This is a genomic window from Bacillus sp. hwrm1 (genome assembly GCF_040207805.1).
Taxonomy (GTDB): Bacteria; Bacillota; Bacilli; order Bacillales; family Bacillaceae; genus Bacillus; species Bacillus velezensis.
The window spans coordinates 3876984-3901137 of record NZ_CP157943.1 but is presented as its reverse complement, the minus strand read 5'-3'; the positions used below and the strand labels follow the sequence as shown (position 1 = coordinate 3901137).

Sequence of the window (24154 nt, the reverse complement as noted above, 5' to 3'; positions counted from 1 at the left end):
AAAAAATGAAGCAGAATAAAATAAAGTTAGATTTTCGCTTGAAAATATAAAAAATTTTGATAATTATCCTCTTATAAGTGGTATATTTGATATGATACGGTCAACTGCATCCTCATATATCTGTGCATACACGATTCAGGCAGAGAAAACAGGCAGCTTATAAAAGACTGAAAATTTTAACAATTACAAGAAAGGTGTGCTTTTGTTGAATCAACTGATTGAAAGACGTAAGGTCACAGCAAGAAAAGAAAAACCGGACTCCGCTTCATTGGGGTTTGGCAAGTACTTCACAGATTACATGTTTGTCATGGATTACGAAGAGGAGAGAGGGTGGCATGATCCGAGAATCACCCCTTATGAACTGATCCATCTGGATCCTTCCGCATCGGTTTTCCATTACGGGCAGGCCGTATTTGAAGGGCTGAAGGCTTACAGGTCAGAAGACGGCCGGGTATTGATGTTCCGTCCTGACCAAAATATAAAACGGCTGAATAAATCGTTACGGCGGATGAGCATGCCGCCTCTTGACGAGAAGCTGGCGCTGGAGGCATTGATACAATTGGTGGAGCTGGAGCAGGAATGGATACCGATAGAAAAAGGAACCTCTTTATATATCCGTCCGTTTGTAATTGCGACTGAGCCTTCTTTAGGCGTCCGGCCGTCAAAGCGTTACAAGTTCATGGTAGTTCTGACGCCTGTCGGTTCGTACTACGGCGATCAGCTGAAACCGATCCGTATTTATGTGGAGGATGAGTATGTGCGTGCCGTCACCGGCGGAGTGGGCGACGTCAAAACGTCCGGAAATTATGCGGCCAGCTTACAGGCTCAGCGGAAAGCCGAAGAACTGGGGTATGATCAGGTGCTTTGGCTCGATGGGGTGGAAAAGAAATATGCCGAAGAGGTAGGGAGTATGAATATCTTTTTCATCATAAACGGAGAGGCCGTAACGCCGGCGTTAAACGGAAGCATTCTCGGGGGCATCACACGCGCATCTGTGATAGAGCTGTTAAAAAGCTGGGGCATCCGCGTCAGGGAAGAACAGGTCGCCATTGATGACATCTATGAGGCTGCGATGAGAGGCGAGGTGTCAGAGGTATTCGGTACGGGAACCGCGGCCGTCATCTCGCCGGTCGGCGCGCTGCACATTCACGGAGAAACGATTGAACTGAATAACGGTTTGATCGGTGAAGTGTCAGAAAGGCTCTATGAAACGATTGCCGGCATCCAAGTCGGGAAGGTGCGGGATTCGTTCAGATGGGTGGTTGAAGTATAAATGAAAAAAGAACCCTTGCGCTGCAGGGTTCTTTTTTTGGTTATTGGGATTTTACGGCTTGCACGCGGGCTCTGCTTTTCCGGTTTTTCAAGTAATAAGCGGTGTAGCAAACGGCCATAAATGCAATTCCGCAATAAAGGGCGATGGCCTGGTTCGGATCAAAAGCGATGCCGATACAGGAGGCGAGGCACAGGAGAAAGGCCGCTATCGGTACGGCCGGATATCCCGGCGTCCTGTATTTCAAGTCTGAAAGCTGGTGCCCTTCTGTAAGAAACCGTCTTCGGAACAAAAATTGCGATGCGGCGATGCTCATCCACACAGCCACTACCGCAAATCCTGAGACGGAGACGAGAACAAGATAGACTGTATCCGCTGCAAATACGCTTGACAACAACGACAGAATGCCGCCGATCATACTGAAGATCAGAGCGTTAAAAGGAATGCCTCTAGAGGTCAGCCTGGCAAAGGCGGGATGAAGCTCCCCTTCTTTAGACAGGGACCACAGCATACGTGATGACGCGTACAGCCCTGAATTGGCCGCAGACAGAAGCGCCGTTAAAATGACGAAATTCATCAGATCGGCCGCATAAGGCACGCCGACTCTGTCAAATACCGTGACGAACGGGCTTTCAATCACACCGGCTTCCTTGATGGAGACCATCCCTGACAGCACAAAAATCGTTCCGATAAAGAAAAGCGCCAGCCGCCAGACTGTGGTCTTAATGGCGCGCGGAACGGTTTTTTCCGGATCGGCGCTTTCCCCTGCGGCGATTCCGATCAATTCCGTCCCTGAAAAAGCAAAGTTTACTGAAAGCATCGTCATCAGTATCGGGAAAAAGCCATTTGGAAAAAGGCTGCCGCCATCCGTAAAGTTCGACAGCATAGGTGCGGCCTCACCGCTTTTCATCGGGACGATGCCGAACATCGCCGCTCCGCCCAATAAAATAAACAGTAAGATGGCTAAGACTTTAATGCTTGAGAACCAAAACTCCGATTCAGCAAAAAATTTCACGGAGAAGGCGTTTAATAAAAAGATGAAAAGAGCGAATACCGCACTCCACATCCAAACTGAAGTATGCGGGAACCAACGCTGCATGAAAAGCCCGGCCGCCGTGAATTCAGAGCCCAGCGCCACCGCCCACGTCAGCCAGTACAGCCATGCGACCGTAAAGCCCGTCGCCGGCCCGATATAGGTTTTCGCATAGGTGTGGAATGCGCCCGTCACCGGCATGGCCACTGACAGTTCACCAAGGCAAAGCATGACAAGATAGACGATGCCCGCGCCCAAAAGGTAAGCGAAAATGGTGCCCGCCGGACCCGCCTGATGAATGGTATACCCAGAGCTTAAAAACAGCCCCGTTCCGATCACACCTCCAAGTGATAGCATAAAGAGGTGTCTGCTTTTCATACTTCTCTGAAAATTCGTCTCGTTCTTGTTGTTCATTGTTTTCCAACTTTCTGCGAGGGCCGTCCTAATAAAAAATCTCATGCCGGCGAACGGCACGAGATTCCGGCGAACCGGCTTTTTGAATAGAATATACAAACTATTCCGATTAGTCAAGTTGTTTTTAAGGTCTTGGCCCAATCGGCAATGGCCTGAATGTCCGCAGGTTTCGTCCGGCAGCAGCCGCCGATCAGGCTCACGCCGTTTTCGTACCAGCTTTGCGCGCTTTTTCCGAAATGGTTTTCGCACGCTGCGCCTTTCCAGGTTTTTGTCACTGGGTCATATTGTTCGCCGGAGTTCGGATAGGCGATAATCGGTTTGGACGTTGCCCGTTTGATTTCTTCTATCAGCGGCGGAATATGTTCAATCGGTGTGCAGTTGATGCCGATCGCTGCGATTTGGCTGCAGGAGTCAAGCAGGGCCGCACATTCGGAAATAGGCGTGCCTTCGCTGATATGCCGTCCGTCTTTGGCGCTGAAGCTCATCCATGCATAAGTGCCGGGGAATTCCTCCAGCAGCCTTGTGATCGCTTTTGCTTCTGACAGACACGGAATGGTCTCACAGGCCAAAAGATCGGCGCCGGATTCTATAAGGGCTTTCATCCGGGGGCGGTGAAAGCTGATCAGCTCATCCTCCGTCAGTCCGTAATGCCCGCGATATTCTGAGCCGTCAGCGAGGCTCGCGCCGTAAGGTCCGATAGAAGCGGCGACCAAAGGTTTGGGCCGGTGTAAACGGTTTTCTTCATGCGCCCAAAATTCATCGCGTGCTTGTGCGGCAAGTTCAACAGATGTCTGAATGAGACGTATCGCATCGGTTTCCGGGATGCCGCGCGCTGCAAATCCTTCAATTGTCGATTGATAACTGGCGGTGATCGCGCAATCAGCGCCGGCGGCAAAATATTCTGCATGCACCTGTTTGATCAGTTCTGGCCTCTCCAAAAGAATTTTGGCCGACCACAGATCGTCATGTAAATCACAGCCCATCCGCTCAAGCTCGGTTGCCATCGCGCCGTCTATGATCATAACCGGGTATTCATTTAATATTTGTGTAATGGGATTCATAGGCCTTCCTTTCTGACTTTACTGAAAATATATAAAAAGGGTAATGGATGCTATTCTCTTTGTCAATGAACCGGCAGAAAAAAGGTGTTCAGGACGCTGCCCGAACACCTTTTGTTTAGGAAATGTGTTTGCCTTTCGCACTTTTCGCGATGTCTGAATACTCCCAGCAGTCGATCCCGTCATCATCAGGGAGCACATCTCTGTAAAAGACGGGGTCCTTTCCGGCTTTCTTTTGCCGGGCATAATCGCTCAAAGCGGCAAACGCTTTTTTCGACAGAAGGAAAATCGCGATTAAGTTCACGACCACCATTAAGCCCATGAACAAGTCAGCCATATCCCACACAAGCTGGACTTTGGAAATACAGCCGAACAGTACCATTCCGAGCACGCAGATGCGGTAAATGAACAGCCATTTTTTGTTCTGGCTTAAAAATCCGATATTGGTTTCTCCGTAATAATAGTTGCCCATCAGAGCGCTGAAGCCGAACAAAAGCATTAAGACGGCAAGGAAACCTGACGCCCATGCGCCGACATGATCGCTCAAGGCGGCCTGAGAAAGCGCGATGCCGCTCAGTCCCGGCTGGTGATACGCGTCTGAAAATAAAATGATAAGCGCCGTGCTTGTACAAATGACGAGCGTATCCGTCAGGACGCCGAATGCCTGAATGAGCCCCTGTTTCACCGGGTGGCTCGTTGTAGCTGTCGCCGCCGCGTTCGGAGCGCTTCCCATACCCGCTTCATTTGAGAAAATCCCGCGTCTTACACCTTGCATCAAGGCCGCACCTAAAGCGCCGCCCGCTGCCTGATCAATGCCGAACGCATTTTTTACGATTAGCGACAGAACGCCGGGCAATTGGGTGATGTTCGTCAGAATGACAAAGAAAGCGACACCGATATATAAAACGGCCAAGACGACCACGATGTATTCCGCCATTTTCGCAATTCGTTTGACGCCGCCGAAGATTACGCCGCCGAAAACCACGATTAAAATAATGCCCAATGTAAGCCGGCTGGTGCCGAATGCGTTTTGAAAGGCGACGCTGATTGTATTGGATTGAACGGAATTAAAAACAACCCCGAATGACAGTGTGATTAATACGGCGAACAGCGCGCCCATCCAGCGTTTCTTCAGGCCCTTTTCCATGTAATAGGCCGGGCCCCCGCGGAATCCGTTTTGATCTTTTACTTTATAAATTTGGGCCAGCGTGCTTTCAACAAAGCTTGAAGCCGAACCGATGACTGCGATAATCCACATCCAGAAAATAGCGCCCGGACCGCCGAGTGCGATCGCAATGGCGATTCCGGTAATATTCCCGGTTCCGACACGCGCCGCCATACTGATGCAAAATGCCTGAAACGGGGAAATGCTGTTTTTTGTCCGGGCGGCCGCGCCTTCCTTCAAAACCCGGATCATTTCCTTCAGCATGCGGACTTGCAGACCCTTTGATCTGAACGTAAAAAACAGTCCCAGAGAAAGAAGCAGTACGATTAACAGTTTTGACCATAAAAAATCATTTGCCGAGCCGATTACATTTTCAAGGAATTCCTGCATCCAATCACCTCTTGGTTCGTTTGATTAAAAAATACTGAGCTCCCACTCCTGTGCGATATGTTTCAGCAGCATGCCGCCGGTCAGGCTGTTGCCGTATTCATCAATGGCCGGACCGTAAATGCCGATGCCGCAGCCGTTATGAAAAGGCTGTTCTCTTCTGGCGCTTGGGGGAACCAATGCCATAATGCCGCCGGATACCCCGCTTTTGGCCGGGACGCCGACGAAAGCCGCATATTTGCCTGACGCATTGTACATTCCGCACGTCAGCATCAGGGCTTTGGCGAGTTTTGCGACATCTTTCGGAATGACCTGTTCCCGTCGGATCGGATGGTAGCCGTCATGCGCAAGTATCAATCCGATTAAAGCGATGTCCTCGGTTGTACCCTCCATGGCGCACTGCTTTAAATACACTTCAAGCGTTTCTTCCACATCCGCCTCGAGAAAGTTCGTTTCTTTTAAATAGTAGGCGAGCGCTCGGTTCCGATGCGCGGTCTGCCATTCAGAACGGAAGACCTCCTCGTGAATGTGTGGGCGTTTTCCTATTAATTTTTCAAAAACGGAAAAGAGATATTCTAATTTATCATGCGCCGTTTCACCCGGAAGCAGCGAGGCGACGGTAATGGCGCCGGCATTGATCATCGGGTTGAAGGGCTTCCCGGGTTTATGGATTTCAAGCCGGATGATAGAATTAAACGCATCACCCGTCGGTTCCACGTCCACACGATCCAGCACGTAAGAAATGCCTCTGTTCATGCAGGCGGCAATAAAGCTGATGACTTTTGAGATGCTCTGCAATGTGAACGGGACATTCCATTCACCGGCATGAATCATTGAGCCATCCGGCTCTAATATGCAAATGCCCAGCTGAGAGTCGTTGATTTCTCCGAGGGCGGGTATATAATTTGCGCTTTTTCCATTGACGGAAAACGGTCGGTAATGCTCGACCCAATCTTGTAAAAGTGAAGCCAGTTCCTCTTTTTCAAGGCGCTCTCTGACCATATCTTTCATAACATTCCTCCTCTATTGCAAGCCTGTCCGAAGCGGAAACCGGTCTTGGAAAACGTTTTCAAAAATAGCGTGTTCCATGTTAATGTATAATGACATCTACAGAATCATACAAAATACGACAAAATCATTCTTAAAATAAGCCGATAGATTTATAAATCAGCCGGAGCGTCCCGCCATTCGGGTCTAAAGAAATTTGCGGACTGTATCGGTCTTGTTCAAAATAGACAGAAGAAGGAAGTGATTATGATCAGGCTCGACTATTTACTGAAAAAAGACGGCTATCTTTTCGCCCTTATGCTGATCACCGTGCCGCTGGCGGGGGAACTGAAATTTTACCCCCTGAATGAGGTATATCGGATCAGCTTCGGCGCCCCGGCTTTTTTCTTTTTTCTGCTGCTGCTTCGGCATGTGCCGGCAGTATTGTCAGGGCTGTTGACAGGTGCAGCCGTTGTGGCATTCCGGATCGGCCTGGAGTGCTGGGGAGGAGAGCATGCCGGCTTTACGGAGGCTTTTTTCAGCCAATATCCCAGTTTCTTTTTTTACTTTACATATGCCTGCTTGTTTTATGTGCTGAAGGTCAGGCTTTTTTGGGATCGGCCGCTGATGATCGGGTTTCTCGGTTTTCTCATTGAAATTGCGTCCGATGCCGTTGAAATGACGGTTCAGTTTTCCGGCGGCCGGCAGATTATGATGCCGGACAAGCTGGCGGATATTGCGGTTATCGCTGTTTCTCACACATTTATTGTGCTGAGTTTTTTCAACGTGATGAAGCTGCACGAATCTCAGGTCAGGGAAAAACAAACGAGAAAGCAGCATGAGCACATGCTGATGATTGTGTCTAACTTATATGAAGAAACGATTCATTTGAAAAAAACGCTGAAAACGACGGAGCATGTGACGAAAGAATCCTATCAGCTATATCGGGAAATGAGCGGGAACGACCGGGAGCTCGGTAGCCGAATGCTGCGCCTTGCGGGAGAAATTCATGAAGTGAAAAAAGACAATCAGCGAATATTCGCCGGTTTGTCGAAGCTGATTTCCAATGAGAGATTCCGGGATTACATGAATGCCGCCGCTCTGGTCGGCATCGTCATCCGAATCAATGAAAAATACGCCGAATCTTTAGGCAAGGACATTCAATTCCGGAGCGTGATTGAAGGAGAGCATCCCGATTATCACGTCTTTACCGTCCTGTCGATCTTAAATAACCTGACCGCCAATGCCGTCGAAGCCATGGGTGACAGGGGTGAGATCCGCCTCGCGCTGCGCAGGGCGGAAGGAGAAAAGGCTGAATTTCAGGCGGAAGATGACGGTCCCGGCATTCCGGAAAAAATCGGAGAGGTCGTTTATGATCCCGGGTTTACATCCAAATACGATGAATTCGGCACACCTTCAACGGGCATCGGGCTTACTTACGTGAAGGAAATCGTAACTGAACTTGACGGAGACATTTCCTTTCATAACAAGCCAAAAGGCGTCATATTTACGATTAAACTGCCGATGAAGCATTTGATTGCAGAAAGGATGAACTCATAATATGCGTTTTTTTATAGCTGATGATGACCGGGCGATCCGTTCCATTTTAAAACAGATGATCGAGGACGAGGATTTAGGCGAAGTCGTCGGTGAGGCAGAGGACGGAAGCCAGATTGAAGGGCATTATCTCCATTTTAAACAAGTCGATATTTTATTAATTGATCTGCTGATGCCGGGGCGGGACGGGATTGAGACGATCCGGCATCTTCAGCGGTCGTACAACGGAAAAGCGGTGATGATATCGCAGGTGGAGGCAAAGGAAATGGTGGGAGAAGCTTATTCTCTCGGCATCGAATACTTTATCCACAAACCGATCAACAAAATCGAGATCGTCACCGTTTTGCGAAAAGTAAAAGAGCGGATTGAACTGGAAACCTCGATCGGCGACATCCAACACTCGTTAAGCCGTCTTATTCAGCGGAATGAGCCGAAAAAAAGCGGGCCGGGGGGTATGCGCGAGAAATCAATCAAAGAAACAGGAAAATTTCTTTTATCGGAATTAGGCATCGTGGGAGAAAGCGGGGCGCATGACCTCATGGCCGTCCTTCACTATTTATTTGAGGATGAACAGGCGGAAAGAAACATCCCGTCTTTAAAGCAGATGTTTACAAACGTCGCCATCCGGAAGCTGGGGCCTGCGGCGGCACAAGCCGAGGTTAACAGGGAAATCAAAGCCTCGGAACAGCGGATCAGAAGGGCCGTCATTCATTCGTTAAACCATTTCGCTTCATTGGGCACAACTGATTTTTCAAACCCCAAATTTGAATATTACGCCTCGAAATTCTTTGATTTCCCCGCTGTCAGCAAGAGAATGAAAGAAATGCAGGCTAAGGAAACCGTGCCGCTTTCTCCGGTTAAAGTGAATATGAAAAAATTCATTCACGTCTTCTTTTTGGAGGCGAAAGATTTACGCGAAGGATCAAAATTTGTCAGCGGAGGCAGCCGGTAAGCTGGGCTTTGGAAAAGATGGCAAACGTGGATAAATGACAGCTCGTACTGGCTTGATTTTTTCCGCGCTGATCCATGGCTTGCACCCTCCGCATATTTTTGTAAACGAAAATCAGCATGTGACAGAATGGCAGGCCGCTTACCCTGTGGAAACGGCGAAGTTTGCGCTTCAGACGGGGCAAGAGGAGCATATGCAAATGGCGCGGGACATGCTCGGCCTGACCGATCCGAAAGGTTATTGACTTCCGCCGGATGACAGCGTATGATACATTTTAAAATAAAAGAACGGATGAACAATGCTGAGGAAGAGTAAGTACGCATCAGCGCGCGGGGTTCAGAGAGTCGGTGGCCGCTGTGAACCGATCCCCGTCCGGTGCCGAATGGGCTTCTGAATTGCTGCGCTGAAATGACAGTAGGCGGTGCCGGGATTTTTTCCCCGTTATCAAGAAAGGAGTATTGAAACCGTGTGTTTCTGTACTTTTTGAGAGAATGGCTTATCAGCCGTTAATAAAGGTGGCACCGCGAAAACCTCGTCCTTTGATGGACGGGGTTTTTTTGTATTGTTAAGGAGGTGATGGCCATGGAAAGTGACTGGAGACGGACAAACAATCAAAAAAGGAGGGATATTCATGGTGATCGCAACCGACGATCTTGAGCTCACGTGTCCGCATTGTGAAGGAACCGGCGAGGAGAAGGAAGGGACGCCCTGTCCGAAGTGCGGCGCGAAGGGCGTCATATTGACCGCTCAAGGAAACACGCTGCTGCATTTTATCAGAAAGCATATTGATCAGTGAAATCAAACGAAAAAGGCCGTTATCCGGCCTTCATGCTGTCGAGAAAATCTCGACAGCCTTTATTTTTCCCTTGTCATAAAATAAAAGAAAGACTGAGAAAAATGGTGTCTTTCTCATGTTCCGCACAAGAAATTTTTCTCGAAACACAGCCGAATTCGTTCTGTTTGACCAACTCGTCGAAGAGGATCACCTTCTTCGAAAAATTGATAAATACATAGACTTCTCTTTCATCGGTGAAAAGGTCACACCTTACTGCAGCGAAAATAAAGACCGCCCCTCACTTGATCCGCTGATCTTATTCAAAATGATGTTGAAGATTGCCACATACCCAGCCAAGCAAAGCTAGGCATGTGGGAGTGCTTTTTCTGCACCTGAAATCAAATGAATATGTAAAGAAACAGCACAAAACAAAAAAGCTTGCAGAAAAAACATCGTTTTCTCTACAAGCTGCTTTTTCATTCTTCAAAATAAGGATTCACGTGGATGAGCACTTCTTCAACATCTGAAAAGTGTCTTTGGATTTCATTTCGGATTTCGCGGGCAATATCGTGTCCCTGCTTAATCGTCAAATCATGATCCAAAGATAACCGGACATCGAGCAATTTATAGTGGCCGTGTTCTCTTGCTCGGATTTTATCGAGCCGTTTGACTTGAGGGCAGTGCAAAATAACGGCTTTATATTCCTCTATCAGTTCGGGATCAACACTTTTTTCCATGAGAACGTCAACAGACGGCCTGATTAATTCCATTGAAATCTTAAAAATGAGGTACGCCACGATGACACTGGCAATTGCATCGGCGTACAACAGATAGGACCATCCGCGTGTGTTCCCGATAATCGCCAATAGGACGCCGATAAAAGCGGCAAGAGAGGCAACGATATCGCCTTTATGATCGTATGCAATCGCTATAATCGCTTTACTGTTCCATTTTTCCCCTTGTTTGATCGAATAACGATATAAGATCTGCTTAGCCGCGTAGGATATCAGAGCCGCAAACAATGCGCTGTATTGCGGAATGCTTGGACCTTCAACAAAGGACGAAATCGCTTCTATCAGAATATACACGGAAACGAGCACTAATATGATTCCTACAATCGCTTCGCTGATGACCTCAGCTTTGCCATGCCCGAAAGGATGGTCTTGATCGGGCGGCTTATTAGAAATGCCGATGACGGCCAGGACAGCAATTGAAGCCACGACATCCGCTGCAGAATGTATACCGTCGGCAAAAACTGCTTCACTATCGCCTATCAGTCCAAAAAAGATCTTTCCTGCCATTAAGATCAGATTGGCTATCAATGCAATCAAAGCAACTTTTTTGCTTATTTGTTCTCTTTCACTTGTCATTTTTTCCTCCTATAAAACTGCACAAAAAAATAGAGGCGCTTTTGATTCGCTCTCCGTATCCTTTCTTGTGTAATCACTTTGCTTATCGTACCAATTCAGTTTCGAGTGGGTCTATAGCAAGGTTTTTTCCTGTTTACTAATAAATAAGGTGACAGAAAAAAAGTTGGAGCAGGGCTAAACAGTACACAGACAAAATGGGGCTGAATTAAAAAAAGAACTGTTGACATTTGAGTATTTATCTTTTATTATTATCTCGAATTCAAGATTTTTTAATTCAAGATAATTTAATTAGAGTGCAGGATAAGAACCTGCTGATCGTTTGAATCACGAAAAGATCAGTGAAGAGAACGTTTCGTTTTTTGATCATATGTTATTTGGTTTTTTATACTATGATATCTCGAATTCGAGATAAAGGGGGTACGAGGGAAATGGCTGAATTTGTACAGCTAGTGAATGAAAGAAGATCTGCAAGCAACTTTCTTCCAGAACATCCAATCACAAGAGATGAACTCAACGAAATGTTTGAATTAGTTGCGTTGGCTCCATCAGCTTTTAATTTGCAGCACACAAAATATGTGACGGTTCTTGACCCGGATGTAAAAGAAAAGCTGAAGCAGGCCGCAAACGGACAATATAAAGTGTTTAGCTCATCAGCTGTTCTTTTGGTTTTAGGGGATAAGCAGGCATATCAGCAAGCGGCTGACATCTATGAAGGATTGAAGATGCTGGGGGTATTAAATAAACAAGAGTATGATCACATGGTTCAAGACACCGTTTCGTTTTATGAAAACAGGGGAGAACCATTTAAGAGAGATGAGGCGATAAGAAATGCTTCACTTTCTGCGATGATGTTTATGCTGAGTGCTAAGGAAAAAGGCTGGGACACCTGTCCGATGATAGGGTTTGATGCTGAAGCCGTGAAACAGATTTTGAATATAGATGATCAATTTGAGGTCGTCATGATGATTACAATCGGGAAAGAAAAAATAGAAAGCAGAAGGCCGCGCGGCTACCGAAAGCCTGTGAATGAGTTTGTGGAGTATATTTAACTATTTGTAAAGGAGCGAATAAAAATGGCGAAAAAAACGATGGGCATCCATCATATTACGGCGATTGTCGGTCACCCTCAAGAGAATGCTGATTTCTACGCTGGAGTGCTGGGGCTGCGATTGGTCAAGCAAACGGTCAATTTTGATGATCCGGGTACGTATCACCTTTATTTTGGGGATGAAGGCGGGAAGCCGGGAACAATCATCACATTCTTTCCATGGGCGGGCGCCCGCCAAGGCATCATTGGAGACGGACAGGTTGGCGTGACATCTTACGCCGTGTCGAAGGGTGCCGTGGCGTTTTGGGAAAAGAGACTTGAAAAGTTCAACATTCCATACACAAAAATCGAGCGTTTTGGAGAACAGTATATAGAATTTGATGACCCGCACGGTCTGCACTTAGAAATCGTGGAAAGAGAAGAAGGAGAAGCCAATACGTGGACGTTCGGAGACGTAACCCCGGATGTTGCCATTAAAGGCTTTGGCGGTGCGACCCTGTTATCAGCACAGCCTGAAAAAACAGGTAAACTGCTAGAAAACATCATGGGACTTGAGCGAGTCGGTAAAGAAGGCGACTTCGTTCGTTATCGTTCTGCCGGTGATATCGGAAATGTGATTGATCTTAAATTAACGCCTATCGGCCGCGGGCAAATGGGTGTCGGCACGGTCCATCACATCGCTTGGCGGGCTCAGGATGACGAAGATCAATTAGATTGGCAAAGGTTCATTGCTGCGCACGGATATGGCGTGACTCCTGTTCAGGATAGAAACTATTTTAATGCGGTTTACTTCAGAGAACATGGGGAAATCTTATTTGAGATCGCAACTGATCCGCCTGGCTTTGCCCATGATGAGTCACAAGAAACAATGGGCGGAAAACTGATGCTCCCTGAGCAGTATGAACCGCACCGGGCACAAATTGAACAAGGGCTGCTGCCGTTTGAAGTGAGAGAATTAGATTGATTGATAGATGAACGTGAAGCATGAAGAAAAATAACAAGACATACATTTAACAGATGTTTGCTGGAAGCGACTGTTGGTAAACAGCTGCCTTGCAGACATCATATAATATGAAAAATAAGGAGAGATAAAAATGGAAGATGCAGGACTATTACTTATTCGAATCATGATTGGTGTGGTGTTTCTGTTTTATGGATCACAAAAATTATTCGGCTGGTTTGGCGGATACGGAATTAAAGGAACCGGACAATGGTTCGAGTCAATTGGAGTTAAACCAGGTAATGCCGCGGCCGCTTTATCAGGTCTCGGGGAACTCGCAAGCGGAATTCTATTTATTTTAGGTGTTTTCCTCCCGCTCGGAGCTGCTATTATAACGATTATTATGTTAGGTGCCATCGTAAAAGTCCATGGAGCGAAAGGATTTGCCAACGGTGCCGGCGGTTTTGAATATAACTTGGTGCTGATTGCAGTCTCCATCGGAGTTGCACTCATCGGTTCAGGGGCGTACGCTTTGCATTTTTAATATAAGTATCTAAGAACAGTTACTGAAAAGCGGTAACTGTTCTTTTATTTTTCAAGCACAACGTTCAGGTGCTCTGAATAGCAAAAAAGCGGATATGTTCAATATAAATGTGTATAGTGAATGTACGAGTATTGATGAGCTTGGTCATGAAAGACGAGCCGATTTGGAGGAGGGTTTTGATGAAAGAGATGGCAGAATTACATTCATTAGATTCTATCGAGAATTTTATTAAACAGCATCAATTCAGTTTTATCTACATTTCAAGACCCGCCTGTACAGTATGTCACGCTGTTCTGCCGCAGCTCAGAAAAGTATTGGATCAGTTTCCGAATATCAAATTGGGGCATATCAATGCTGACGAGGTAGAAGAGGTGGCCGGCAGATTTTCAGTCTTCACTGTTCCCGTGCTTCTTTTGTTCATTGATGGGACTGAGTTTCTGAGAGAAGCCCGCTTTGTTCATTTTGAACAGCTCGAAGAAAGGCTGAAAAGGGTTTATCAGTTATATCAAGATGTATAAAGCGTTTATACTTTACAAATAAAAAGCCCCCTTTAAAGGGGCTTTTATCCGGCCTTTTTTACGTTATTCGGACCGGGGTTCTAAAAAACGGGACCCGCCCAAGTCTTTTCTCATCAGATAGATATGGAAAAAATATTCTCCGACGGCGATGATGACGGCGGAAATAAGAGCGGCAAACGCCAGTCTTCCTCCGGAAATGCCCATGGACAGCGGCATTCCCATCAGCCAGACAACAAGAAACGCGATTCCGAAATCAGCGGACGCCGCCGTGATATTATTCCATCTCGGAAGCACGTACAGGTCGCCCGTAAAGTAGGAAACGGCTCCCAGCACAATGGTCATCAGCAGCACGTCGCCGAATGTAAAGCGAAAACCTAAGCCGAGTATCAGATACAGAATAATGATGGTCATAATGCCTTTAATGGCAAGCGCTTTAATGTGTTCCATGCGAATTCCTCCTTATGGAAATCATGTTAGTATGTTTCCTCATCCCGTGAAATATAAACCCTTTTTTCGTGAACATTTGTTTTCTGGCTTTTGACTGTCATCACTGGGCCGCTGCTGAATATGATGAAAGGAGAAAATACGGGAGGTGTCATGATGGCAGTCGTAAAAGCGTCGAGCGCCGATGTCGATCTAATGGCAAGGCTGCTCAGGGCGGAAGCGGAAGGCGAAGGGAAGCAGGGAATGCTTTTGGTCGGCAATGTGGGAATCAATCGGGTGCGGGCGAATTGTTCTGATTTTAAAGGCCTGCGCACCATCAGGCAGATGGTGTTTCAGCCGCACGCGTTTGAAGCGGTGACTCACGGATACTTTTACCAGAGACCGCGTGAATCCGAGCGGAGGCTTGCCCGCAGGAACATTAACGGAGAACGGTTTTGGCCGGCTAAATTCAGCCTGTGGTATTTTAAGCCTCCGGGCAACTGCCCGCAGACTTGGTATGGCCAGCCGTTTGTCGCCAGATTCAGATCCCACTGCTTCTATCAGCCGACAGGTGAGACGTGCGAAAACGTGTACAATACATTTTAATCCCGGGCGCACCGTTCTGAGAATGAACGGTGTTTTTTTAATTTTTTGTGAAGAAAAATAGGAAAAAAGTGCGCTTGACGGATGACAAGCCAAAAACAAACAGAGGGGGTTTTCTCCCGGCGGGGCAAGGTTTGTCGAAACAATGTGAAAAATGTCTCCCGCCGTCCATTTTTCAGCCTTACAAACCCTTCACACTTCTTCATAGCGGTTTAACATTTCTTTTTTATAATAAGGGCGATCAATGAGACGAAAGGGGAACTGACATGACACATGACGGCCGTTTAGATGAATGGATCAAGGAATTGGAGAACAAAAGCTTTCAGAATAATACGTTTGACCGACGCGCATTTATACAGGGCGCCGGGAAAATCGCCGGTCTTTCCCTCGGGTTAGCGATCGCGCAATCCATCGGCGCGTTTGAAGTGAATGCCGCTCCGAAATTTTCAAACTATCCGTTCACCCTCGGCGTAGCTTCCGGCGACCCGCTGTCTGACAGCGTCATTCTCTGGACGCGTCTTGCCCCTGACCCGCTGAATGGGGGCGGCATGCCGAAGCAGGCCGTGCCGGTAAAATGGGAAATCGCCGCTGATGAACATTTTCGTCACATCGTCAAACGCGGAACGGAAATGGCCAAGCCGAATCTCGGACACTCCGTCCATGTCGAGGCGGACGGGCTCAAGCCCAATAAAGTGTACTATTACCGGTTTAAAAGCGGGCATGAGCTCAGTCCCGTCGGCCGGACGAAAACGCTGCCCGCTCCCGGCGCTGACGTATCCGCCATGACGTTTGCATTTGCCTCATGCCAGCAGTATGAACACGGCTATTATACGGCGTATAAACATATGGCGAAGGAAAAGCTTGATCTCGTGTTCCATCTCGGAGATTACATTTATGAATACGGACCGAACGAATATGTGTCAAAAACGGGAAATGTCAGGACGCACAGCAGCGCTGAAGTGTATACACTGTCAGATTACCGCAACCGTCATGCCCAATACCGCTCTGATGCCAATCTGAAAGCCGCCCACGCCGCATTTCCGTGGGTCGTGACGTGGGACGATCATGAGGTGGAAAACAATTATGCCAATGTTATCCCTGAAAAAGGCCAATCCGTTGAAGCGTTTGTGCTCAGGAGGGCCGCAGCTTATCAGGCTTATTATGAACACATGCCGCTCAGGCGAATGTCATTGCCGAACGGTCCTGATATGCGGCTGTACAGGCAATTTTCTTATGGCAATTTAGCCTCGTTCAATGTGCTTGATACAAGACAGTACAGAGATGATCAGGCCAACGGCGACGGGAATAAGCCGCCTTCTGATGAGTGGAGTGATCCGAAGCGTACATTGATGGGGACAGAACAGGAGCAATGGCTCTTCGGAAATTTAGCCGCCTCAAAAGCGAAGTGGAATGTGCTGGCGCAGCAAATCTTTTTCGCGCAATGGAATTTCGGAACAACCGCCAATCCGATATACAGCATGGATTCATGGGACGGCTACCCGGCTCAGCGGGAGCGGGTCATCAATTTTATAAAAAGCAAAAACCTGAACAATGTCATCGTGCTGACGGGTGATGTTCACGCAAGCTGGGCGTCAAACCTGCATACCGATTTTAATCAAACGAATTCAAAGATTTTCGGAGCCGAATTCGTCGGGACCTCCATTACATCTGGAGGAAACGGGGCGGATAAACGGGCCGATACGGATCAGATCTTAAAACAAAACCCGCATATTAAGTTTTTCAACGATTACCGCGGCTATGTCCGCTGTACGGTGACCCCTGCCCAATGGAGAGCGGATTACAGAGTGGTGCCGTACGTGACGGAGCCGGGGGCTGAGGTATCCACGCGGGCTTCATTCATTTATCAGAAAGACCAGACGGGGATTCGGAAGGTCTCTCAAGCTGCGGTTGCAGGCGGTGTAAAGCAGTCAAACGAGGTGGAAGAGGATCGTTTCTTCGCCCATAACAATGCGCATGAAAAGCAAATGAGAAAGAAACGGGCCAAAATCTCACAATAAGGAGGCACACTCATGTTTTCTAATATCGGCATTCCCGGGTTGATCCTGATCTTCGTCATCGCTCTCATCATTTTCGGGCCTTCAAAGCTTCCGGAAATCGGCCGTGCCGCCGGCCGCACGCTGCTTGAATTTAAAAGCGCCGCAAAAACACTGGTCTCAAATGAAGAGCCGGACAAGCAGACGGCTGAGAAAGACAAAACGGCAGGCTGAATCCTGACATGGGGGCAGACGAATCCGTTTCTGCCTCTTTCTCTATAAGGAGGATGTACGATTGGATAAAAAAGAAACCCACTTGATCGGGCATTTAGAGGAAGTCCGGCAGCGTCTCATTAAAACCGTTATCGCCTTTCTCGTGTTTTTTATCGGCGCCTGCTGGTTTGTGCAGGATATTTATGACTGGCTGATCAAGGATTTGGATGGCAGGCTGGCCGTTTTAGGGCCGAGCGAGATTTTATGGGTGTATATGATGATTGCGGGAATATGCGCCCTTACGGCAACGATTCCGGTTGCCGCTTTTCAGCTCTGGCGTTTTACGGCGCCGGCTTTGACCCCGTTTGAGCGCCGCGCCGCTTTGCTTTACATTCCGGGGCTTTCGGTTTTGTTTATTATCGGAATTTCCTTCGGGTATTTTGTGCTGTTTCCGATTGTGCTCGGATTTTTAACACAATTATCCGCCGGCCATTTTGACATGGTATTTACGGCGGACAAGTATTTTACCTTTATGCTGAATCTTACATTGCCGTTCGGATTTTTGTTTGAAATGCCTCTGGCCGTCATGTTTCTGACACGGCTCGGAATCGTGAATCCAACCCGGCTGGCAAAGGCGCGGAAGCTTTCGTATTTTGTGCTGATCGTCGTCTCGGTGCTGATGACGCCTCCGGATTTTATGTCTGACTTTCTCGTCATGATTCCGCTGCTCGTCCTCTATGAAATCAGTGTGACGCTGTCCCGCATCGTTTACCGGAAGAAATGGGCCGAGGCGCCGTCTGCAGCTTAGTGAAGTTCGCCTCCGCCGGTCTCAATATCGTCCTCATGCGCCGCGGCGGTCACCGCGGCGATTTTGAGCGCTTTTGTCACGAGATCCAGGCTGAGGCTCGGCGCAGACTTCTGCAAGGTTTGCTCCGGAATGTACGGGATGTGTATAAACCCGCCGCGGATGTGCGGATGATGGCGGCTGATTTCATCCATCAGCCCGTAAAAGAGGTGATTGCATACAAACGTCCCCGCCGTGTAGGATACAGCCGCGGGAATGCCTTCCTTTTTGATTTCCTCAACGATCCGTTTGATCGGAAGGCCGGTCCAATAGGCCGCGGGACCGTCTTGAGAAATGTTTTCCCCGACAGGCTGGTTTCCTTCGTTATCCGGTATGCGCGCCTCATTGAGATTGATCGCGACCCGTTCCGGCGTGATCTGCATTCTGCCGCCTGCCTGTCCGACACAGATGATAATGTCAGGCTGATGTTTTTTGATCGCCTCGCGCAGCACGGCAAGAGACTTATAAAAAACGGTCGGCACTTGTTCAGATACGATAGAGGCGGGGCCCTCAGCGGCACCATTCAGCCGTTTGACCGCTTCCCATGAAGGATTGACCGTTTCCCCGCCGAAGGGGTCAAAGCCTGTCAGCAATACTTTTTTCTCCATATAAAACCCTCCTTTTCTTTTTACCATACTCTATAATGGACATATATTCCTGCCGAAGGGGGAAACATGTCTTGAATTCGCCTCTGGTGCAATACCGATCTTTATTTCCGGCGCTCCGCACACATACGATGCTCGCCAGCTGCTCTCAAAGCGCTCTTGCCCTGCCGGTTTCAAAAGCGATCAATGACTATCAGGAAAGCCTGCTTCAGCATGGCGGAAACTGGGAAGAAGCCATTGGACGAACGGAGCGGGCAAGGTGTGAATTTGCGAAATTGATCGGCGCCCATCCTGAAGAAATCGCCGTTTTACCTTCAGTAACGGCTGCTGTCTCTGCCGTCGTTTCTGCTTTACCGGATTGCCGAAAGAAACAGGCGGTGTATACGGAATTGGATTTTCCGGCGATCGCCCACATTTTGAAGGCACAGACTGAGATGGAGCTTTCAGTCGTGCCGTCTGAAGACGGAATGATCCCGTTAGAGCGGTATGAGACGTACATATCGGAACAGACGCTTTTCACCTGTGTGCCCCATGTGTCCTATACGTCCGGTTTTGTCCAGGATATGAAGCGCATTGCCGAGATATCCGCAAAGAAGGGATCGCTTCTTTTTGTCGATGCTTATCAATCGGCGGGGCACATCCCGATTGATGTAAAAGAATGGGGAGTTGATATGCTGGCCGCGGGTGCGAGAAAGTATATGCTCGGCATACCGGGAACGGCGTTTCTTTATGTCAGAAAGGAACTTGCCGAACGGCTGAAGCCGAAAGTCACCGGATGGTTCGGGCAGCAGCGGGCGTCGATGCTGGATTTAACCCGTTTTTCTTATGCGGACGGAGCCAAACGCTTTGAGACCGGAACCCCGGCATTTATCAGCATATATGCGGCACAGGCGGCATTATCTCTATTAAATGATGCCGGCACAGACCGCATTCACCGGGAAGTAAAAAAACTCAGCACATTTGCGTATGAATACGCTTCTGAAAAAGGGTTGCACCTCACAGGGCCTCCGTCTGCCGATGACAGACCCGGCATGATTTCCATACGGGATGAAAAAGCGGCGGAAACGGCTGCGCTGTTGAGGCGGAAAAACATCGTATGCGCACCCAGCGGACATATCATCCGGCTGGCGCCTCATTTCTATAACACGGCTGACGATCTGATCTATGCGATTGATGAACTGGCTGAAGCGCGCGGTATATAAAAAAACAGCAGACTCACGGGGAGCCTGCTGTTTTCTTATGAGTGATTCACTTTGACCCGTTTCATAAAGAAGGCGCTGATCAAACCGATAGCGGCGACAATCATCGCGAAGATAAAGGCGTGCTGGACGCCCGCAATCAGCGCGTGAGAGTATGCGGAAGGATCATTCGGGTTTTTCACGGTGCTCATATAATTCTTCTGCCCGGCTGCCATGATGCTGACCGCCACCGCAGTGCCGATTGCGCCGGCCATCTGCTGGAGCGTATTCATAATGGCCGTTCCGTCAGGATAAAATTCCGGCGGCAGCTGGTTTAAGCCATTCGTTTGCGCCGGCATCATGATCATGGAAATGCCGATCATCAGGCATGTGTGGAGCACGACGATGAGAATGGCCGTAGAAGTGCCGGTAATGTTTGAGAAAAACCAAAGTACGGCTGCCGTGATGACAAACCCGGGAATGACAAGCCACTTCGGTCCGTATTTATCAAACAGGCGCCCCGTCACCGGAGACATAAAGCCGTTTAAAATACCGCCCGGCAGCAGGATGAGCCCGGACGTAAACGCCGTCAGCATCAGTCCGCTTTGTAAATACATAGGCAATAGGAGCATTGTTGATAAGATAACCATCATACAGATAAATACAATCACGACACCTAGAACAAACATCGGATAGCGGAAAGCGCGCAGATTCATCATCGGCTGCTTCATTGTCAGCTGCCTGATGGAAAATAAGATGAGCGCGATCGCACCGACAGTGAGCGAACCGATAACCGTCGGGCTTGACCAGCCGTCTGATCCTTCGCCCGCATTGCTGAATCCGAATACGATGCCGCCGAACCCGATCGTAGACAGAATAATGGAAAGCACGTCAATTTTCGGTTTTGTAATGTCGGACACGTTCTGCATGTAGGCGATGCCGAATAAAAGAGCCAACACAAGAAACGGCAGGGAAATCCAGAAAATCCAATGCCAGTTCAAATGCTCTAACACGAGCCCTGAAAATGTCGGACCGATCGCAGGAGCGAACATGATGACAAGCCCGATCGTCCCCATCGCCGCTCCGCGCTTATGCGGCGGAAAGATGACGAGGATTGTATTAAACATCAGCGGCAGCAGCAGCCCGGTTCCTAAAGCCTGCACGATTCTTGCCGCCAAAAGAAACGGAAAGCTCGGCGCAAGCGCTGCAATCAGCGTGCCGATAATGGAAAAAGCAAGTGAAACGATAAACAGCTGTCTCGTCGTAAACCATTGCAAAAGCAGACCCGATACCGGGACAAGAATACCGAGAACGAGCAGATAGCCCGTCGTCAGCCACTGGACGGTCGCAGGAGTGATATGTAACTCCTTCATCAGGTCAGTCAGGGCGATATTCAGCGCCGTTTCACTGAACATGCCGATAAACCCTGCCGTCAGTAAAGAAATCATGATCGGCATGACTTTATATTGTTTGGAAGGCTGAGCGTTTTCCAAAATCATTCTCCTCTCTTTCTATACGTACATGTCTCTCGTATTTTATGTCTTCAGCAGGTTCGGGATTTGTTTAGAAATATGGAGGATCGGCATTTTGTCTTTTTTGGCTAAGGACACAATGATGCCGCCTTCTATCATGGCATTTAAAACAGTGCTGATTTCCGCCGCTTTCTCATCAGAAAAACCGGCTGATCTCAATTTGCCCGCGAACAGATTCTCCCATTCCTGATAAGCGCTTTGACAGGCCTGCCGGAGCTTTTCGCTCTTTAAAGCAGTCTCGGCAGCCAGTAAACCGACAGGAAACCCTTCAAAGTTCTCCGGACATGTGAATTGGCTTGATAAGTCCTGTAAAAACGCTTGAATGCTTTCCGCAGGATCAGGATGGGCATCAAGGCTTTCTTTTATTTTCATACGGATATAATGGCTCATTTCATTGACAGCCTCAATGGCGAGCTGCTCTTTGCCGTCCGGAAAATGATAGTAAAGAGAACCTTTCGGCGCACCGCTTTCTTTAATAATCTGATTCAGCCCCGTGCCGTAATACCCCTGAAGCTGAAACAGCCTGGTTGCCGCGGCGAGGATTTTTTCACGAGAATCTCCATAGCTCATAATGTTCCCACCTTACTGATTTTTGACAAATTTAAAATATAGTGACTGGTCTATTATCTTGATTTCACATGATGGTGTCAAGGTTTTTTAACGGTTATTTTCTTCGGGAGGTTGCCTGACAAGCGCGTTGACCGGTGAGAGGAAAATCTTCATAAATAAAGAAAAGGAGAGAAAAGAATGAAAAAACAATTCATGCCCTTCATTACATTTATCACGGCTCTGCTCTTCATCGCGGCCGGCTGCTCCCAATCTCCTCAAGCGAAAGAAACACCGCCCCGGATGGCAGCCGCAGCCCCAGCGAAAAAAGACGGACTTCCGAATGTTAAAATTCTTGCCACCGGCGGCACAATTGCAGGCGCTGCTCCTTCAAAGACGTCAGCTACGGAGTACACGGCGGGGGCAATCGGAGTTGATGCCCTGATTCAGGCCGTTCCGGAGATAAAAGAGGTCGCGCATGTGAGCGGAGAACAGGTTGTGAATATCGGCAGCCAGAATATGAATAACGAGACACTGCTGAAACTTGCAAAACGGGTAAACAAGCTGCTCAAGTCTGATGATACAGACGGCATTGTCATTACACATGGAACAGACACACTTGAGGAAACCGCCTACTTTCTCAATCTGACGGTCAAAAGTGACAAGCCCGTTGTTGTCGCCGGGTCAATGAGGCCGTCCACGGCGATCGGAGCGGACGGGCCATCCAACTTATATAACGCTGTAAAAACAGCGGCTGCGCCTGATGCGAAAGGCAAGGGGACGCTTGTCGTATTAAATGACAGAATCGCTTCGGCGCGCTATTTGACAAAAACCAATACAACCGCGGCCGACACATTCAAATCGGAAGAAATGGGTTATATCGGAACAATTGCTGATGACATCTATTTTAATAACATCATGACCCGAAAGCATACGAAGGATACAGATTTCAAGATAGATAAACTTGATAAACTGCCGCAGGTCGATATTATATACGGCTATCAAAATGACGGAAGCTATCTCTTTGAAGCTGCCGTAAAATCAGGGGCGCAAGGCATTATTTTTGCAGGCTCGGGAAACGGCTCAATGTCTGATGCGGCGCAAAAAGGCGCCGTAAAGTCGGTCAAAAGCGGGCTGGCGGTCGTCCGCTCCACAAGGACGGGAAACGGAACGGTAACACCTAATCGAGAGTATGAAAAAGACCATTTGACAGCTTCAAACTCTCTCAACCCTCAAAAAGCGCGGATTCTTCTGATGCTTGCGCTGACAAAAACGCATGACCCTAAGCGGATTCAAACCTATTTCAATGAGTACTAGGAGAAGAGAACCGGGTGTTCTCTCCTTTTTTGTTATGCCGTATTAAAGCATAAGCGTGCTTTCGGGAAAGGGGCGTCTTTCTCATTTTTCCGCTCTTTTTTTAATTGTTGAAAACAGTAAAAAATACACTATTTTTTCCTTTTCTTCTCTAATAGAATAAAAACTGCAAAAATATTACATAGCAGGAGGAAAGTTCATGAAACATATAAAAAGCAAAATTCTAGTTGTCCTTACAGTTTGTATGCTGTCCGTCATTTCCGTATTTGCCTTCCAGCCGACCGTATCGAAAGCCTCCTCAGGGCATAACCCTGTTGTCATGGTCCACGGAATCGGCGGGGCGTCCTTTAACTTCGCGGGAATCAAAACATACTTGGCATCCCAAGGCTGGTCAAGAAAAGAGATGTACGCCATCGATTTCTTAGACAAAACCGGAAACAACAGACACAATGCGCCGAGACTGTCCAATTACGTGAAAAAAGTGCTCAGCGAAACAGGTGCGAAAAAAGTCGATATCGTCGCGCACAGCATGGGCGGAGCCAACACGCTCTATTACATTAAAAATCTTGACGGCGGAGACAAAATCGCAAACGTCGTCACACTCGGCGGAGCGAACGGCCTTGTGACCAACCGGGCGCTTCCGGGGACTGATCCGAACCAAAAGATTTTATATACATCGATTTACAGCTCAGCGGACTTAATCGTCCTGAACCCGCTGTCACGGCTGATCGGCGGGAAAAACGTGCAGATTCACGGTGTCGGACACATCGGACTTTTGATGAACAGCCAAGTAAACGGGCTGATTAAAGAAGGTCTGAACGGCGGCGGACAAAATACAAATTAACAGTTTCAAAGCCCCGGAGAATGAGAATATCCCGGGGGCTTTT

24 protein-coding genes, 2 pseudogenes and 1 other annotated feature are annotated in these 24154 nt (G+C 48.1%); of the genes and pseudogenes, 17 read left to right on the top strand and 9 right to left on the bottom strand.

The genetic code is table 11. The annotated features are described in order from the left end of the window. Positions 1–205: 205 nt before the first annotated feature. Positions 206–1273: a branched-chain amino acid aminotransferase gene (locus tag ABK447_RS19530; protein WP_094031461.1), complete on the top strand. Its 1068-nt coding sequence runs from the start codon at positions 206–208 to the stop codon at positions 1271–1273. A 40-nt stretch (positions 1274–1313) separates the two neighbouring features. Here the strand turns inward: ABK447_RS19530 and ABK447_RS19525 are convergent, their stop codons facing one another. The 4 genes from ABK447_RS19525 to ABK447_RS19510 all read right to left on the bottom strand — a co-directional run bounded on the left by ABK447_RS19525 (position 1314) and on the right by ABK447_RS19510 (position 6338). Next, positions 1314–2717 carry an amino acid permease gene (locus ABK447_RS19525; RefSeq protein WP_179946980.1) on the bottom strand — a complete coding sequence of 468 codons (1404 nt, stop codon included), beginning with the start codon at positions 2715–2717 and terminating at the stop codon, positions 1314–1316. A gap of 113 nt (positions 2718–2830) precedes the next feature. Next, a complete protein-coding gene (gene mmuM, locus ABK447_RS19520) occupies positions 2831–3778 on the bottom strand; it encodes a homocysteine S-methyltransferase (protein WP_094031462.1) in 948 nt (315 codons plus the stop codon). A gap of 115 nt (positions 3779–3893) precedes the next feature. Next, positions 3894–5330, bottom strand: a complete 1437-nt coding sequence (locus tag ABK447_RS19515) for a sodium:alanine symporter family protein (protein WP_011996258.1) — start codon at positions 5328–5330, stop codon at positions 3894–3896. 24 nt (positions 5331–5354) lie between these two features. Then, a complete protein-coding gene (locus ABK447_RS19510; RefSeq protein ID WP_007409011.1) occupies positions 5355–6338 on the bottom strand; it encodes a glutaminase in 984 nt (327 codons plus the stop codon). 243 nt (positions 6339–6581) lie between these two features. Between ABK447_RS19510 and ABK447_RS19505 the strand changes: the two genes are divergently transcribed. The 5 genes and pseudogenes from ABK447_RS19505 to ABK447_RS19485 form a co-directional block, all read left to right on the top strand. Then, entirely contained in the window at positions 6582–7874 is a 1293-nt protein-coding gene (locus ABK447_RS19505; protein WP_100001200.1) for a sensor histidine kinase, read from the top strand. 1 nt (position 7875) lies between these two features. Beyond that, a complete protein-coding gene (locus tag ABK447_RS19500; protein WP_094031464.1) occupies positions 7876–8823 on the top strand; it encodes a DNA-binding domain-containing protein in 948 nt (315 codons plus the stop codon). Positions 8824–8829: 6 nt separating this feature from the next. Then, positions 8830–9064: pseudogene (locus ABK447_RS19495) on the top strand (hypothetical protein); the annotation flags it as partial. A 48-nt stretch (positions 9065–9112) separates the two neighbouring features. Then, positions 9113–9363, top strand: a binding site (T-box leader). Between the two features lie 88 nt (positions 9364–9451). Then, positions 9452–9616 carry a tryptophan RNA-binding attenuator protein inhibitory protein gene (locus tag ABK447_RS19490; RefSeq protein WP_007409016.1) on the top strand — a complete coding sequence of 55 codons (165 nt, stop codon included), beginning with the start codon at positions 9452–9454 and terminating at the stop codon, positions 9614–9616. Between the two features lie 115 nt (positions 9617–9731). Further along, positions 9732–9926 (top strand): annotated as a pseudogene (locus tag ABK447_RS19485) (IS5/IS1182 family transposase); the annotation flags it as partial. A 145-nt stretch (positions 9927–10071) separates the two neighbouring features. On the opposite strand, the gene ABK447_RS19480 reads toward ABK447_RS19485, so the two are convergent. Then, complete coding sequence (locus ABK447_RS19480) at positions 10072–10965, bottom strand: cation diffusion facilitator family transporter (RefSeq protein ID WP_015239086.1); 894 nt, start codon at positions 10963–10965, stop codon at positions 10072–10074. 428 nt (positions 10966–11393) lie between these two features. On the opposite strand from ABK447_RS19480, the gene ABK447_RS19475 reads away from it, so the two are divergent. The 4 genes from ABK447_RS19475 (at position 11394) to ABK447_RS19460 (ending at position 14015) form a co-directional block, all read left to right on the top strand. After that, on the top strand, positions 11394–12014 hold the full coding sequence (locus tag ABK447_RS19475; RefSeq protein WP_011996264.1) for a nitroreductase family protein: 621 nt from the start codon (positions 11394–11396) through the stop codon (positions 12012–12014). Positions 12015–12038: 24 nt separating this feature from the next. Next, on the top strand, positions 12039–12977 hold the full coding sequence (locus tag ABK447_RS19470; RefSeq protein ID WP_094031466.1) for a ring-cleaving dioxygenase: 939 nt from the start codon (positions 12039–12041) through the stop codon (positions 12975–12977). 130 nt (positions 12978–13107) lie between these two features. Continuing rightward, positions 13108–13497, top strand: coding sequence for a DoxX family protein (locus ABK447_RS19465; protein ID WP_007609195.1), 390 nt, complete (start codon positions 13108–13110; stop codon positions 13495–13497). 179 nt (positions 13498–13676) lie between these two features. Then, positions 13677–14015: a thioredoxin family protein gene (locus ABK447_RS19460; RefSeq protein WP_007409022.1), complete on the top strand. Its 339-nt coding sequence runs from the start codon at positions 13677–13679 to the stop codon at positions 14013–14015. 63 nt (positions 14016–14078) lie between these two features. On the opposite strand, the gene ABK447_RS19455 is transcribed toward ABK447_RS19460, so the two are convergent. Then, the gene (locus ABK447_RS19455; protein ID WP_003156684.1) at positions 14079–14462 is read right to left on the bottom strand and encodes a DUF2512 family protein; all 384 of its coding nucleotides are present in this window, start codon (positions 14460–14462) and stop codon (positions 14079–14081) included. A 153-nt stretch (positions 14463–14615) separates the two neighbouring features. Between ABK447_RS19455 and ABK447_RS19450 the strand changes: the two genes are divergently transcribed. The 4 genes from ABK447_RS19450 to tatC all read left to right on the top strand — a co-directional run bounded on the left by ABK447_RS19450 (position 14616) and on the right by tatC (position 18056). Then, positions 14616–15044: a cell wall hydrolase gene (locus tag ABK447_RS19450; protein WP_003156683.1), complete on the top strand. Its 429-nt coding sequence runs from the start codon at positions 14616–14618 to the stop codon at positions 15042–15044. A gap of 263 nt (positions 15045–15307) precedes the next feature. Next, positions 15308–17059: an alkaline phosphatase gene (locus tag ABK447_RS19445; RefSeq protein WP_094031467.1), complete on the top strand. Its 1752-nt coding sequence runs from the start codon at positions 15308–15310 to the stop codon at positions 17057–17059. A gap of 12 nt (positions 17060–17071) precedes the next feature. Then, entirely contained in the window at positions 17072–17269 is a 198-nt protein-coding gene (locus ABK447_RS19440; RefSeq protein ID WP_003156681.1) for a twin-arginine translocase TatA/TatE family subunit, read from the top strand. A 61-nt stretch (positions 17270–17330) separates the two neighbouring features. Then, positions 17331–18056, top strand: a complete 726-nt coding sequence (tatC, locus tag ABK447_RS19435) for a twin-arginine translocase subunit TatC (RefSeq protein ID WP_025284179.1) — start codon at positions 17331–17333, stop codon at positions 18054–18056. Here tatC and pcp read toward each other — a convergent pair. After that, a complete protein-coding gene (gene pcp / locus ABK447_RS19430; protein ID WP_007409027.1) occupies positions 18053–18700 on the bottom strand; it encodes a pyroglutamyl-peptidase I in 648 nt (215 codons plus the stop codon). The two genes, tatC and pcp, sit on opposite strands and share 4 nt — an antisense overlap. 71 nt (positions 18701–18771) lie before the next feature. Here pcp and ABK447_RS19425 point away from each other — a divergent pair, with 71 nt between their 5' ends. Then, a complete protein-coding gene (locus ABK447_RS19425; RefSeq protein ID WP_094031468.1) occupies positions 18772–19899 on the top strand; it encodes an aminotransferase class V-fold PLP-dependent enzyme in 1128 nt (375 codons plus the stop codon). Positions 19900–19934: 35 nt separating this feature from the next. Here the strand turns inward: ABK447_RS19425 and lmr(B) are convergent, their stop codons facing one another. After that, a complete protein-coding gene (gene lmr(B), locus ABK447_RS19420) occupies positions 19935–21374 on the bottom strand; it encodes a lincomycin efflux MFS transporter Lmr(B) (protein WP_038455963.1) in 1440 nt (479 codons plus the stop codon). 36 nt (positions 21375–21410) lie between these two features. After that, positions 21411–21977, bottom strand: coding sequence for a TetR/AcrR family transcriptional regulator (locus tag ABK447_RS19415; RefSeq protein WP_015416737.1), 567 nt, complete (start codon positions 21975–21977; stop codon positions 21411–21413). Positions 21978–22154: 177 nt separating this feature from the next. On the opposite strand from ABK447_RS19415, the gene ABK447_RS19410 reads away from it, so the two are divergent. Together ABK447_RS19410 and ABK447_RS19405 are read left to right on the top strand one after the other, a co-directional pair. Then, the gene (locus ABK447_RS19410; RefSeq protein ID WP_094031469.1) at positions 22155–23270 is read left to right on the top strand and encodes a type II asparaginase; all 1116 of its coding nucleotides are present in this window, start codon (positions 22155–22157) and stop codon (positions 23268–23270) included. 196 nt (positions 23271–23466) lie between these two features. After that, positions 23467–24111, top strand: a complete 645-nt coding sequence (locus ABK447_RS19405) for a triacylglycerol lipase (protein ID WP_025284183.1) — start codon at positions 23467–23469, stop codon at positions 24109–24111. The last annotated feature ends 43 nt before the right edge of the window (positions 24112–24154 follow it).